8 protein-coding genes are annotated in these 13,128 nt (G+C 62.5%); 7 read left to right on the top strand and 1 reads right to left on the bottom strand.

All coding sequences use genetic code 11. The features are described from left to right. Nucleotides 1-29 precede the first annotated feature (29 nt). Nucleotides 30-4,673: an EAL domain-containing protein gene (locus tag HMPREF0326_RS15120; protein ID WP_008686135.1), complete on the bottom strand. Its 4,644-nt coding sequence runs from the start codon at nt 4,671-4,673 to the stop codon at nt 30-32. Between the two features lie 366 nt (nt 4,674-5,039). Between HMPREF0326_RS15120 and HMPREF0326_RS15125 the strand changes: the two genes are divergently transcribed. The 7 genes from HMPREF0326_RS15125 to HMPREF0326_RS15155 all read left to right on the top strand — a co-directional run bounded on the left by HMPREF0326_RS15125 (nt 5,040) and on the right by HMPREF0326_RS15155 (nt 13,125). Continuing rightward, nucleotides 5,040-6,491 (top strand): TolC family protein, encoded by a 1,452-nt coding sequence (locus HMPREF0326_RS15125; protein ID WP_008686134.1) that lies wholly within the window; start codon nt 5,040-5,042, stop codon nt 6,489-6,491. Nucleotides 6,492-6,688: 197 nt separating this feature from the next. Next, entirely contained in the window at nt 6,689-8,347 is a 1,659-nt protein-coding gene (locus HMPREF0326_RS15130) for a ribonuclease J (protein WP_008686133.1), read from the top strand. Nucleotides 8,348-8,669: 322 nt separating this feature from the next. After that, complete coding sequence (locus tag HMPREF0326_RS15135) at nt 8,670-8,930, top strand: hypothetical protein (RefSeq protein WP_008686132.1); 261 nt, start codon at nt 8,670-8,672, stop codon at nt 8,928-8,930. 232 nt (nt 8,931-9,162) lie between these two features. Beyond that, on the top strand, nt 9,163-10,329 hold the full coding sequence (hflK, locus tag HMPREF0326_RS15140; protein ID WP_008686131.1) for an FtsH protease activity modulator HflK: 1,167 nt from the start codon (nt 9,163-9,165) through the stop codon (nt 10,327-10,329). Then, nucleotides 10,329-11,177: a protease modulator HflC gene (hflC, locus tag HMPREF0326_RS15145; RefSeq protein ID WP_008686130.1), complete on the top strand. Its 849-nt coding sequence runs from the start codon at nt 10,329-10,331 to the stop codon at nt 11,175-11,177. The genes hflK and hflC overlap by 1 nt, the downstream gene beginning before the upstream one ends. A 32-nt stretch (nt 11,178-11,209) precedes the next feature. Beyond that, entirely contained in the window at nt 11,210-11,902 is a 693-nt protein-coding gene (locus HMPREF0326_RS15150; RefSeq protein WP_035062094.1) for a LexA family transcriptional regulator, read from the top strand. A 2-nt stretch (nt 11,903-11,904) separates the two neighbouring features. Beyond that, on the top strand, nt 11,905-13,125 hold the full coding sequence (locus HMPREF0326_RS15155) for a lytic murein transglycosylase (protein ID WP_008686128.1): 1,221 nt from the start codon (nt 11,905-11,907) through the stop codon (nt 13,123-13,125). Nucleotides 13,126-13,128 lie beyond the last annotated feature (3 nt).

Below are 13,128 nucleotides of genomic sequence, written 5' to 3' on the forward strand. Positions count from 1 at the left end.
AGCATCCCAACGTTGATTGAAATGCTCGTTTACGGCGCGGCGAAACGGCCTTCTTGTTCCTCAAAGTCGTCGGGAGGAACGGGGCGGGAGAAAATATAGCCCTGCACGGCGTCACAGCCGATGGCGCGCAGAAATTCCACCTGCTCGGGCCGCTCGATGCCCTCGGCCACCGTGGCCATGTTCAGGGCGTGCGCCATGCTGACCACGCTTTCGATCACGGCGCGTTCGCGGGGTGTCTCCTCCGTGTTACGGAAAAATTCCATGTCCAGCTTGAGCACGTCGAGGTCGATGTTTTTCAACAGGTTCAGCGAGGAATAACCCGTGCCGAAGTCGTCCATGGCCCGGCGGAAGCCGCAGCCGGGCAGCCGGGCCATGACTTCGCGGAACAGGGGAAAATCCTTGACCGCAAGGCTTTCGGTGCATTCCAGTTCCAGCATGCCGGGGGAGACGGCGTAGCGCTCCCGCAGGGTGGTGTAACGCTCGAGAAAGCTCTTTTGCCCCAGGCTCATGCGCGAAACGTTCACGGACAGGCGCAGCGGGGGCAGGCCGCGCGAACGGCGCGAGGCAAGATAGGCGCAGGCCTGTTCGAACATGAAGGCATCCAGATCGACAATAAAGCCGTTGCGTTCGAACAGGGGGATGAAATCGGAGGGCGGCACGAAACCCCGCCCCGGCCGCTGCCAGCGCGCCAGCACTTCCGCGCCGATCAGGCTGTCGCCGTTGCGGATGTCGATCTGCGGTTGCAGCCATGCGCGGAATTCCCCGTTGTGCAGGGCCTTTTCCATGGAGGCCTCAAGGTCCTGCTCATAGAAGATTTTTTTGCGCATGGCTTCGGAATAAAAGGCATAACGGCTGCCGCCCAGGGGCTTCACGCTTTTCTGCGCCATGGTAGCCCGGTCCAGCATGTCGTCGATGCCGCGGGCATCGCCGTCTTCCACCAGGTAGCAGCCGCCCGCCACTTCCACGCGGAAGCGTTTGCTGGCCAGTTCTTCGAAATGCCCGAGCAGCTCTGCGGCGTTCCAGAAGCGCGTCTCCATTTCCGCGATATCCCGGTAAGCGCAGAGCATCACGAAGTTGTCCGCCGTGGCGCGGGCGAAGGTCTCTTCGGAACTGAAACTGGCGGCGGTGAGGTCGGCCCAGTACTTGAGCAGGCGGTTGCCCACGTCGTAGCCGTACATGTCGTTGATATATTTGAAGTTGCGGAAATCGCAGTGCCACAGGGCGTATTTGCGCCCGGCGCGCGCGGCGAGCAGGCGCGTGGCGTCCAGCTTGAATTTTGCCAGGTTGCTGTAGCCCGTGACCGGGTCATGCTCGGCCCGGTAGCGGAGCTGGCGCACAGTGCGCACGTCGCCATCCACATCGGTGACGGCGCCCACAATACGGGTAGGGCGGCCCGCCGCGTTCCGGCGCACTGTGACGGCCACGCGGCACCAGATGAAGGCCCCGTCCCGCCGCTTGAGGCGCAGGGTTGTTTCACCTTCCGACGTGTTGCGCAGAGCCGCGTGAAAGCCGTCCAGCAGCGGGCGGTCGTCCGGGTGGACCTCCAGGGAGCGCAGCATGCCCATGGGACCTTCCCGCACAATGGGATCGCAGACGAACTGCTTTTCAAGGCCGGGCGCGTAGTAGACATGCCGCTCCAGATCGAGATCCAGCACAATGCCGCGGCTTTGTTCCACAATGATGCGGTAGCGCTCGTCCTCCAGCCTGTTTTGCCGCAGCTGTTCGTTTTCGCTGGAAAAATTTTCCAGCCGTTTGCGCTCGTCAATGCCCATGACGCAGGCAAGGAATATCCGGTCGGACCCCTTGACGGGCAGAACGCTGATGGAAACCGAGTGATACGCGCCGTCCCGCCAGAGACAGCGGAAGTCTTCGCGACCGGGCTTGCCGTTTCGGGCTTCCCGCGCGCGGTAATGAAAGCGGTCGAAGCGCTCCCGGTCGCCGGGGTGGATCATGCCGTCGCGGACGGCGCGCTGGAGTTCTTCCAGCGTTCCTTCCGGGGGCAGGGGCAGAAATTCGTCGCCCGAACTGCGGATGGTCTGATACCGTCCGCGCTCCATGTCCAGTTCGTAAATTTCGTCCGAAGTGTCTTGGAGGGTGAAGGCGTAAATTTCCGCGATGCGGATCTGCTCGCGCTGTTTTCTGCTTTCGGTGACGTCGGAAATGACGTTGTAGGCCAGGTTCTGGCCCCCGTTGCGCAGGAAGTGGAAGCGGGATTCTATCCACAGGATTTCGCCGGACGTCCGGCGCACGCGGTATTCGCAAGACAGAACATCCTCGCCGCGCCCGCAGGCCGCGCGGAGCTGCGCCAACCCCAGATTTTTCCGCAGCATGGTTTTGTCTTCGGGCAGAACAGGATGGAGCAGCGCGCCGCCCAGCATTTGCTCATAGAGGCCTGTCGAGGGAAGTCGGGCGCTGACCGCATGCGCGCCGTAGCGGATGTGGTATTGCCCGCTGTCGAGATCAATGCGCAGAATGATGCCGAAGGCGTGCTTGAAGAGCAGATGGCGTTCGAAGGCCCGTTCCGCCCGGTCCAGCACAAATTCCCACCCGTCGCGGCCCTTGCCCTTCATCCGGTACATGGCTTCGTCGGCGGTATGAAAGAGCAGATTGTAGGAGGTCCGCTCGGTGGTGAAAGCCACGCCGACGCTGAGGGCCAGGCCGCAGTCCGCGTATTCCCTGCCGAGCGAGTCGCGCATGCGCCGCGCCACGCCGTCCGCCATGGCCTCGGCTTCCCGTTCGGAGGGAATGTCCTGCAGAAAGGCGATGAACTCGTCGCCGCCGGTGCGGGCCAGGAAATCCCGGCTGCGAAACTGTTTTTTAAGTATTTCCGCGAAGCGGACCAGCGCGGCGTCGCCTTCCAGGTGGCCGTGCCGGTCGTTGACGCGTTTGAAATTATCCAGGTCGAAGAGCAGCAGGGCCGAGGCGTGCCCGCGCTGGTGGATGTCAAGATAGGTCTGGATGTATTGCCGGGCGTAGTCGTGATTGTACAGGCCGGTGAGCGGGTCCTGGCGGGTGCGTTGCACCAGTTCGTCGTGGCGGAGTTTCCTGTCGGTGATGTCCAGAAGAATGCAGATGTAAATCCGTTCACCGTCCTCGTCCGTGGCCAGGCGACCTTTTTCCAGAGCCCAGATCAGATTGCCGTCGGCTTTTCTGATCCGGTATTCCTCCTCGTAATAGTCGCTCTGCGGGTCCGCGCAGGCCGCCGGGACGCGCCCGCGGTCATCGGGGTGGATGATGCCGGACAGCTTGCCGCCGCAGGCCTTTTCAAACTCCTTGCGGGTGTAGCCGAGCAGGGAGAGCAGGCTGTCGCTGACATAGGCCAGCGGTCGTCCGGCCTCGGCGCGGGCGATGAAGGAACCGCCCGCGATGCTCGAACTGATCAGGGACATGAAGTGCTGCTGGCGCTGGTAGACGGCGTCGCGGCGTTCCTGTTCCTCAATGTCCGTATAGAAGCAGTAAATGACGTTGTAGCCGTCGTGGCTTTCGCTGGTCTGGCAGCCGTCCAGACGGATGCGCACGCTCTCGCCGTTTTTTTTGACGAAGCGGCATTTGACGGAAAAGCGCCCCTGCTCCTTGAGCTCGCGGATGCTTTTATCCGTTGCCGCCGCGTCGACCGGGTGCATGATGCGCAATGACTCGTTGTTGAAGAGGGAGAGGATCTCCTCCCGCGTGTAGCCGAGATTGTCGAAAAACTGGTCGTTAGCGTAGAGCAGGGTATAGCCGGGGTCATCCAGGATTTTGGCGATGCCGCTGACCACCACCTGATAAAAAGCCCCGAGCTCGGCGTTTTTGCGTTCCAGCGAGGCCATGCCCCGTTGGAGCCGCTCCTGAAGCCGGCGTTGCTGGGTGATGTCGATGACGATGCTGACAATGACCTTGCGCCCCCGGTCCGTGGTCAGGCAGCCCCGGTCCAGTACCCAGATGAATGAGCCGCCCTTGGCGAGCATGCGGTAGACGACTTCGTAATGGTCGGAAACCGCCAAGGATTCCGACACCACATGGTTGACGTGTTCACGATCCTCGGGGTGGATGCCGTTGCCGACCATCCCCTGGATATCAGCGGCGAATTCCTCGTAAGAGTCGTAATCCAGGTGGCGGATCAGGTTGTCGTTGACGAAATAGAGAGGAAAGCCCGGCTCCATGAAGCCGCCGATAAGGCCGCCGGGGATGCTGTTCTTGAGCAGTTCAAAGGCTTGTTCCTTGGAGCGGAAGGACATCCCGGCGGTGGTGGTTTCGCCGAGGCTGGCCGGAAAAAATCCGTCCGTGCCCCGCCCTTGGCCGGGCATGGAAATATGGATGCCGCAGATGCGGCATTCTTTTCCCAGGCAGCGGCAGACGGCGGAAAAACGCATTTCCAGGCGCGCGGCTTCGCCGTCGGGCGACGTTCCGGACAGCAGCAATTCGCCGCCCGCGCAGGCACAGTCCGCACCGCAGACAAAGGCGCGGGCATTACGCAGTTCATAATCACGTGGACCGGGGATCGCCCGGAATTCCTCACGCAGCAGCGCGCGGAACGCCTCCAGACCCTCCCCAATGGTTCCGGATGCGCCGATGCCGATCCAACGCACATCCTCACAAAGACAGTGCGCCGTCTTTTCAGGGTTTCTCTCCCGCAGATAGGTCCTGAAAAAACGGCGGACGGCATCAATGGACCGCGCGGCGGTTGCATCCATAATGGTTATTGTCCTGTTGCTGACGTATAGTTAGCTAGTTAAAGACGAATTCACGGCCCCGTCAAGGCGGAAAGCGCCGCACCGCCCGTTCCGAGCGCGGACGTCACCGCCGGGCGGGTTCAGGCTGCCGGGCAATTGAATGCATGCCTCATCTCCGGATATGTGAGCATCAAAAACGCGCCGATAACGCCACCCGCGCGGAAAAGGCGGATTTCGCAAAATAACCGCAAAGTTACAGGAGGGCTGCCGTAAGAGTATTTTTCTCTTTCGCTTTGGATACAACGTTCATCCTATTCATTCGATTGCCCTGGCCCGGGATAAAGTCTGTGTTGCCAATGCCGCGTCTGTACGTGTATGCTATGGGCCATGCGCATAATCGTCTTTTTCCGCCGCGCTCCCGCGCTCTGCCTGCTGGCCGGGCTGTGGCTGGGCTGCGTTGCCCTTTTTTTTGCCGATCCGCCCGTGGCCGCGGCTCAGCCCGCGTCCGGGGCCGGAGCCATGAAGTCCCCACCCGCGCCGCTCTACACGGGGCAGCGTTCCCCGGACGGCAAGGACGCGCATCTGGGCCTGCCGGATGCCGTCAGCATGCCCGAGGCCGTGCAGCGGGCCTTGAAGTTCAATCCCAGCCTGGGGTCGCAGGAATCCCAGAGCCGCTCTTCGGAAGAGGGGCGCAAGTCGGCGCGCGGGGCCTTTGGCCCCAAACTCGGCATGAGCTACACGGCGGTCAAACAGGAAAGGAAAAGTTCGCCCGCCAGCACGCGCCCGCCGGAACTGGGCACCTATTCCTGGGCCGTGGAAGTTTCCCAGCCGGTCTTTCAGGGGTTCAGGCTGTTGGCCACCTATCAGAAAGCCGCCCTCCAGTCCGACAGCGACAAGGCCTCCCTGCGCAAGGCCGAGTTGGACATGACCGAACAGGTCCAGACCTATTTCCTCGATTATCTGCGCGCCGAGGAAAACGTGCGCAGCGAGCGGGATTCCCTGGCCCGGCTGCGCGACCAGTTGCGCATTACCAAGGCTTTCTATGACGTGGGCCTGCGCCCGCGCCTGGATGTGCTCCAGGCCGAGGTCAATGTGAGCCAGGCGGAAAACCAGCTGATCCAGGTGGAAAACAACCGCGACACCTATCTCGCCAAGCTCAATACCCTGCTGGGCCTGCCCGCCACCGCCAGGGCCGCGTATACGGGCAAGCTGGTCCATGTGCCTTTCCGGCGCTCGCTGGAACAGTGTCTGGAGGCCGCCTACCGCCAGCGGCCGGATCTGTATATGGCGGCCAAGTCCGTGGAAATCGCGGGCAAGGACCAGCGCGTGGCCCAGAGCGATTACTACCCGCAGGTGGAGGCCTATTACAACATCAATCAGACCGGCAATACCCCGGATCTGCAGCGCTCGGGCGACCGGAGCTCGCGCGGCACCACCTGGGAGGTGGGAGCCCGCGCCACCTGGAATGTCTTTCAGTGGGGCACCACCTATTATGCCGACAAGCAGGCGGGCTGGCTGGTGACCAAGATGCGTTACGAAGAGGAAGACCTGAAGCTCCAGGTGGGCTACGACATCAAATCCAAGCTGCTGGCCGTGCATGAGGCGGAAAAGCGTATTTCCGTGGCGGAAAAGGGCGTGGAGCAGGCCACGGAAGCCTATAATGTGGCCCTGGCCCGCTACCAGGAGCAGGTGGGCACCAACTTCGACGTGCTGGACGCCTCTTCCAAACTGACCACGGCCCAGGCTTCGCTGACCAGCGCCAAGGCCGATTATCTCACGGCCCTGGCCCAGATTTACGTGGCCATGGGTGAATTTCATCCCGATCTGATGCAGCGCTGATACCTGTGGAGCGCGCCCTGTTGCGGCGGGCTCCGGAACGCATCGCCGGCGGCGGCAAGCCGCGGCAAAGCTCGGTCCTTGTTTGCGCCGGAAGCGTTTTCCGGCATATTTCAATGAACGCGGACGGCTTCCTGGAAGCCATTCCGTCTGTAACTACATGATATTGTTATGACGAAAATCAACATACGACGGCAGGCATGAACGAACCTTACCTTTCCATTACCCCCCTGGGGGGACTCGGCGAAATCGGCCTCAACTGCCAGCTCTGGGAAACAGAGGGCGGCGTGGTCATGGTGGACTGCGGGCTGATGTTTCCGGACGACGCCCATCTGGGCGTGGACGTGGTCATTCCGCATTTCGGCGCGGTGAGCGCCGTCAAGGACAAGCTGCTGGGCATCGTGCTGACCCACGGGCATGAGGACCACATCGGCGCGCTGCCCTGGCTGGTGCGGGAACTCAAAGGCACGCGCATTTACGGCTCGCGCTTCACCCTGGCCCTGGTGGAGCACAAGCTGCGCGAACATGAAATCCTGGACTGGGTGGAGCTCTGCCCGGTGGACGCCGGTACCACGCTGCCCCTGGGCGACCTGACCTTTCATTTCTTTCCGGTCTGTCACTCCATCCCCGAAGGTTTCGGCCTGGGCGTGGAAACCCCCGTGGGCCGGGTGGTGCACAGCGGCGACTTCAAGCTCGACCCCCACCCCCTGGGCGGCTCGGGCACGGACTTGCGTCTTTTCCGGGAGTTCGCCGGTCCGGAAGGCGCGCGCCTGCTGCTTTCGGACTCCACCAACGTCATGCGCGAGGGGCGTTCTCTCGCCGAGCGGGAGGTCAAGGACTCTCTGGGCAAGGTCTTTGATTCGGCCAAGGGCCGCATTGTCATCACGCTTTTTTCCAGCCATATCCAGCGCATCCAGGAAGTCTTCGACCTTGCCAGGGAGCGCGGGCGCACGGTGGTCATCAGCGGCAAGTCCCTGGCGAACAATATTGAAATGGCGCGGGATCTGGGCTTCGCCAAGCTGCCGCCCTCCTTTTTCAACGCCCACAACGGCGTGCCGGACCTGCCGGACGAGCAACTGGTGCTGGTGGTCACCGGCGCGCAGGGCGAGCCGTTGTCGGCCCTGTCGCGCATGGTGCTGGGCGGCCACCGCCAGCTCTGCATCCGCGAGGGCGACACCGTGGTCATGAGTTCGCGCATGATTCCGGGCAATGCCAAGGCCATTTCCCGCCTGATCAATGAAATGTATCGCCTGGGCGCGGAAGTGCTCTATGAGAGCGTGCATGCCATCCACGCCTCGGGCCATGCCCACAGCGAGGAATTGCGCGAAATGCTGCTGGCCGTGCGGCCCGAGCTTTTTGTGCCGGTGCACGGCGAATACCAGCATCTGGTCAAGCACGGCCGTCTGGCCGAAAGCTGCGGCGTGGACCCGGAAAAGATCATCCTGCTGGAGGACGGCCAGCCCCTGAGCATTCTGCCGGATTCTTTCCGCCTGGAGGACCGCGTGCCCGTGGAGTGCACTCTGGTGGACGGCAAGGGCGTGGGCGACGTGGGTTCCGCCGTGCTCAAGGAGCGGCGCATTCTTGGCGATGAGGGCATGGTCATCGTGGTGCTGGTTGTGGATTCGGAGACGGGCAGCGTGCTGCACGGGCCGGAAATGATTTCCAAGGGCTTTGTCTTCGAGCAGCAATACAGCCATTTGCTGGAAGACGCCAAATGCCTGGTGCTGGATGAGATCGAGGCGGCCCGGCCCGGCCAGCTCACCCGCATGCAGGAGGGCATCCGCTCCTCCCTGCGGCGTTTTTTCCGCCGCGTGCTGGAGCGCGACCCGGTGGTGGTGCCCATTATCAGCGAAGTTTAGAGCATTTCAAAGTCGATCTGCTCCAGCGGGCATCGGCCGGTTTTCAGCCGGGCCTTCAACCGCGAGCGCATCAAGCCCGCCGGGAACGCCGACAATGTGCGACCTTCCGGCGGGCTTGATGCGCTTCGGCGTTTTTTTCAGCTGTCTCCCGTGCCCTGTGGAGGCGGCGCCGATTTTAAACTTGGGGCCGTAACATTAACTATAGAGAGCGATAGAGCGAAGAATTTTTTTGCCCGGAAAATCCGTCTGGCACCAATATTGCTTGTTTCTCCATGGAAGGGCGGCAGGGAAAAATCTGCCGCGAAATATTGAGGAGCAAGCAATGATCAGAAGCAACGGAAGAAACAATGCGCCGTACGCCCTGTTGAGCGCCGCCCTGCTGGGCTGCGCGTGTTTTTTCGCCGCTATGCTCTGGCAGGGCGGAAACGCGCGGACGCCGCGCCCGAATCTGGCTGATTACGTACCCAATTTTGCGGTGCAGGCCGATGTGGTGCGGGTGGTGCGGGTGGTGCCCCTGGCCGGCAGGTCCCTGCGCAGCCCCTGTGCCGATACCGACGCGCAGGCTGCGGGGGCGGCGCGGTAGGCCGCCTCTGTTGCGACGTCCCAGGCCGCTTGTGGGGCTCCATTTCTCTCTTGGCCGCAAAAAAGGCGCTCCATGCAGCCCTTTTTCATGCGGCTCTTCTTATTGACATGCCTCTCTTCGTCTTGACCAAGGCGGATTCGTGTCCTATCTATAAACACTACTCCTCACGTTGTGGGCGCTGCGGACTGTTATGGGCGCCCCGCACCTCTGAAGCGAAGGTATTGCCTCTACCATGAATTGGGATTGGGATAAACTACAAGAAAAGCGGCAGCGACAGCAGGGGCAGAATCCTCCCCCTAGGCCTCCTCAGGACCAGGATCACGACGAAACCGAGCGCGACGAGCCTCGCGCGCGGCGTACCCCCTTCAACAAGAGGGGCAGCGGGCCGGATGCGAATCCGCTCAAGCGCCTTTCCCAGATGCGCGTGCCCAACGGACGCGCGGTGCTGCTGGTGCTGCTGGCCGTGGTGGGGCTCTGGCTGTTGTCGGGCATTTATATCATCAACCCCGACGAGCAGGGCGTGGTGCTGCGTTTCGGCAAGTACGAACGCACGGAAGGTCCCGGCCCGCATTATGCCTGGCCCGTGCCCATTGAAACGGTCTACAAGCCGCAGGTCACCCAGGTGCTGCGCAGCGAAGTGGGCTTCCGCTCCGTGGGCCAGTCCGCTACTTTCCAGCAGGGACAGGTGCGGACTATCCCCGAGGAAGCCTCCATGCTCACGGGCGATGAAAATATCGTCAATGTGCAGTTCAGCGTGCAGTACAAGATCAGCGATCCCGTGCAGTACCTCTTCAACGTCAGCGCGCCCGCCGCGCTGGTGCGCAACGCGGCCGAGGCGGCCATGCGCGAAGTCATCGGCAACAGCCAGATCGACTCGGCCATCACCGACGGCAAGTTGAAGATCCAGAGCGAGGCCACCCAGCTTCTGCAGCAGATTCTCAACCGCTACGGCGCGGGCATCCATGTCATCGCGGTGCAGTTGCAGGATGTGCATCCGCCGCAGGATGTCATCGAAGCCTTCAAGGATGTGGCCAGCGCCCGTGAGGACAAGAGCCGGATCATCAATGAGGCCGAAGCCTACCGCAACGAACTTCTGCCCAAGGCGCGCGGCCAGGCCGCGGCCATGCGCAATCAGGCCGAGGCCTACAGCGCCACCCGCGTGCGTAACGCCGAGGGCGACGCCTCGCGTTTCGACGCCTTGCGCGTGGAATACGAAAAAGCTCCCAAGGTCACCAAGCAGCGGCTGTATTACGAAACCATGGAAGACATTCTGGCCGGTGCCGGAGAAAAGGTGCTTATGGACGGCGCTGCCGCGGCCCGCGCGCTGCCCTATCTGCCCCTCCCCAGCCTGAGCGCCCCCCAGACCCCCAAGGCCCCGCAGGCCGTGGAGAAAAAGTAATGCGCAAGAATCCGCTGCTTCTGGTTATCGTGGCCCTTGTGATCCTGGCTCTGGCGAGTCAGTGCTTCTTCACCGTGCATCAGACCCAGAAAGCCCTGGTTCTTCAACTGGGCGAGCCGCTTCCGGAAGTGTACGGGCCGGGCCTGCATTTCAAACTGCCTTTCATTCAGAACGTGGTCTATTTCGACTCCCGCGTGCTGGATTATGAAGCACGCTCGCGCGAGGCCTTCACCGTGGACAAGAAGGCCATTGTGCTGGACAACTACGCCCGCTGGAAGATTATTGACCCTCTCCAGTTCTACCGCACCATGCGCAGTATCCCGGGAGCGCAGGCCCGTCTGGATGACGTGGTTTACTCCCAGTTACGGGCTCTGGTGGGCGCGTACACCCTTACCGAGGTTGTCTCCTCGCACCGCGCGGCCATTATGAAGGAAGTGACCGACAAGGTCTCGGAACTGATGAAACCCTTCGGCGTGGAAGTGCTGGACGTGCGCATCAAGCGCACGGACCTTCCGGCCGAAAACCAGCGGGCCATTTTCGGCCGCATGCGCGCCGAGCGCGAACGCCAAGCCAAGCAATACCGGTCGGAGGGCGAGGAGGAATCCACGCGCATCCGTTCCGACGCCGACCGCCAGCGCGCCCTGATTCTGGCTGAAGCCGCCCGCGAGGCCCAGATGGAACGCGGCAAGGGCGATGCCCAGGCTGCGGCCGCCTATGCCGAGGCCTACAGCAAGTCTCCGGAATTTTATGCCTACCAGCGTTGGCTGGAGGCTATGCGCAAGTCCTTTAAGGACAACAGCAAGATGGTGCTGACCAACGAAGCGCCGCTGCTCAATCTGCAACACTGATGACGCGTTTTCTGCGCGTTATGGAGTATCCCATGCCTGTCTTTGCGGAAATATATGAACGCATCAAACTGGCGACCAGCAGCCGCACCCAGGTGGAGTTGGCTGAAGTGCTGGATATCCGCCAGTCGAGCATCTCAGACGCCAAACGGCGCAATTCCGTGCCGGGCGACTGGTATATGAAGCTCTTTGAGAAATACGGACTCAACCCCGACTGGCTCAAGCAAGGGGTCGGGCCCATGTACCTGCGTACCGAGCAGGGCTACATGCCGCAGGACGCGCCGGCCTCTCTGGCCGAAAACGCGGCCCATTACGGCGATGCCCTGGCCAAAAATTCCGTGTGTACGGAATATGACATGCACTGTGCCTACAGCGATAAAAAGCCCCGGCCCGAACTGACGCCAGCGGGTAAAATTTCGCTGCCCCTTTCGCTGAGCCGCGAGGGCCTGCTGGTGCTGCGCATGCGCGGGGCCAACATGAGCCCGCTCATCCTGCCCGGTGCGCATCTGGGGGTGGACACGCTGGACAACAATGTGGTGTCCGGCCAGATCTACGCCCTGTTCGCCCCCAATGAAGGGCTGATGCTGCGCCGCGTCTTCCTCAACGGAGCGCAGGACGGCTACCTGCTGCGCTCGGAGTCGCCGGATTTCCCCGAAATATCGCTGACGCCCGATCTGCTGGCCAAGCGCCTGCTGGGGAAGGTGGTCTGGGTTCTGCAGGAGCTGTAGCCATGTCTCCACAGCAGTTGCGGCGTCAGCGCGCGCGTTTTCGCCGGGCGGCTGGCCCGCGCTGTTTTCTGCTGATCCTTTGCTTTCTGCTCGCCGCCTGCGGCGGCATACACACGGCTTCCACGCCGCCCGCCGCAGGCGCGACGAGCGACACTCTGACGGAACGGGATCTGCCGTCCCCGACGGCGGACAATCCCGCCACTCTTTCTTCCTCACCCTCTCAACCTTCCGCGGGCTCCGCGCCCGTTGCTCCGGAACCGGTTCCGCCGGTGATCCCTTCGGTCGCCGCGCCCGCCGACCAGGCCGGAAAGTTGGCCGGAAACGTGGCTGGAAACCCGGCCGGGAATGTCGCCGGAAACGGGGCCGTGGCCCCGGCATGGCGGCCCTTGGCCGAACGTCTGGCCGCTGACGGTCTGGCCGGGCCCAGGGTGGACGCGTTGCTGTCCACCCTGGCGGCCACGCCCAGCCAGTCGCCCATGGGCCGGAAAATGCGCGAGCTGTATATGCGACGCTTTTTTCCCAAGCCGCCCTCGGGCAAGCCCGCGCCGCTCTATTACAAGGGCGTGGTCACGGAGAAAAACGCCCGGCTCTGCCGCGAGTTCATCGCGGCCAACCCCCAGGCCTTTGCCCTGGCGGAAGCCCGCTACGGCGTGCCGCCCGCCATTGCCGTGTCCCTGCTGTTTGTGGAGACGCGCCTGGGCAAAGTGCTGGCCGATGTGCCGGAAAACGCCTTCTATACCTTGGCCAGCATGGCCGTGAGCCGCCGGCCCCAGGATATCAGCGACTGGTTGCCGCGCCTGCCCGGCTATGAGCGGCATCTGGACTGGTTCGCCGAAACCATGCCCAAGCGCGCGGACTGGGCCTACAAGGAAGTACGCGCGCTGGTGGCCCATCTGCTGCACGACAATGCCGACCCGCGCGCCCTGCCCAGCTCCATTTACGGGGCCGTGGGGCTCTGCCAATTCATGCCGTCCAATATCGCGGTCTACGGCGCGGACGGCGACGGCGACGGCAAGGTGGATCTGTTCAGTGTGCCGGACGCGGTGGCCAGCCTGTCCAATTATCTGGCAAAGCATGGTTGGAAGCCGGGGATCTCACGCGCCCGTCAGCATACATTGCTGATGGCCTACAATCACTCGCAGACCTATGCCAATACCATCCTGGCCTTGAGCGATCTGGTGGCGCAACCTCCGGCATCCCAGGGCGCGGCGGCCAAAAGGTAGTCG

It is taken from the genome of Desulfovibrio sp. 3_1_syn3, from assembly GCF_000145315.2.
GTDB classification, from domain to species: domain Bacteria; phylum Desulfobacterota; class Desulfovibrionia; order Desulfovibrionales; family Desulfovibrionaceae; genus Desulfovibrio; species Desulfovibrio fairfieldensis.

Coding starts and splice junctions, on each gene's coding strand:
- hflK (WP_008686131.1), top strand. CDS start 9,163: ATGAATTGGGATTGGGATAAACTACAAGAAAAGCGGCAGCGACAGCAG.
- HMPREF0326_RS15125 (WP_008686134.1), top strand. CDS start 5,040: ATGCGCATAATCGTCTTTTTCCGCCGCGCTCCCGCGCTCTGCCTGCTG.
- HMPREF0326_RS15130 (WP_008686133.1), top strand. CDS start 6,689: ATGAACGAACCTTACCTTTCCATTACCCCCCTGGGGGGACTCGGCGAA.
- HMPREF0326_RS15135 (WP_008686132.1), top strand. CDS start 8,670: ATGATCAGAAGCAACGGAAGAAACAATGCGCCGTACGCCCTGTTGAGC.
- hflC (WP_008686130.1), top strand. CDS start 10,329: ATGCGCAAGAATCCGCTGCTTCTGGTTATCGTGGCCCTTGTGATCCTG.
- HMPREF0326_RS15155 (WP_008686128.1), top strand. CDS start 11,905: ATGTCTCCACAGCAGTTGCGGCGTCAGCGCGCGCGTTTTCGCCGGGCG.
- HMPREF0326_RS15120 (WP_008686135.1), bottom strand. CDS start 4,673: ATGGATGCAACCGCCGCGCGGTCCATTGATGCCGTCCGCCGTTTTTTC.
- HMPREF0326_RS15150 (WP_035062094.1), top strand. CDS start 11,210: ATGCCTGTCTTTGCGGAAATATATGAACGCATCAAACTGGCGACCAGC.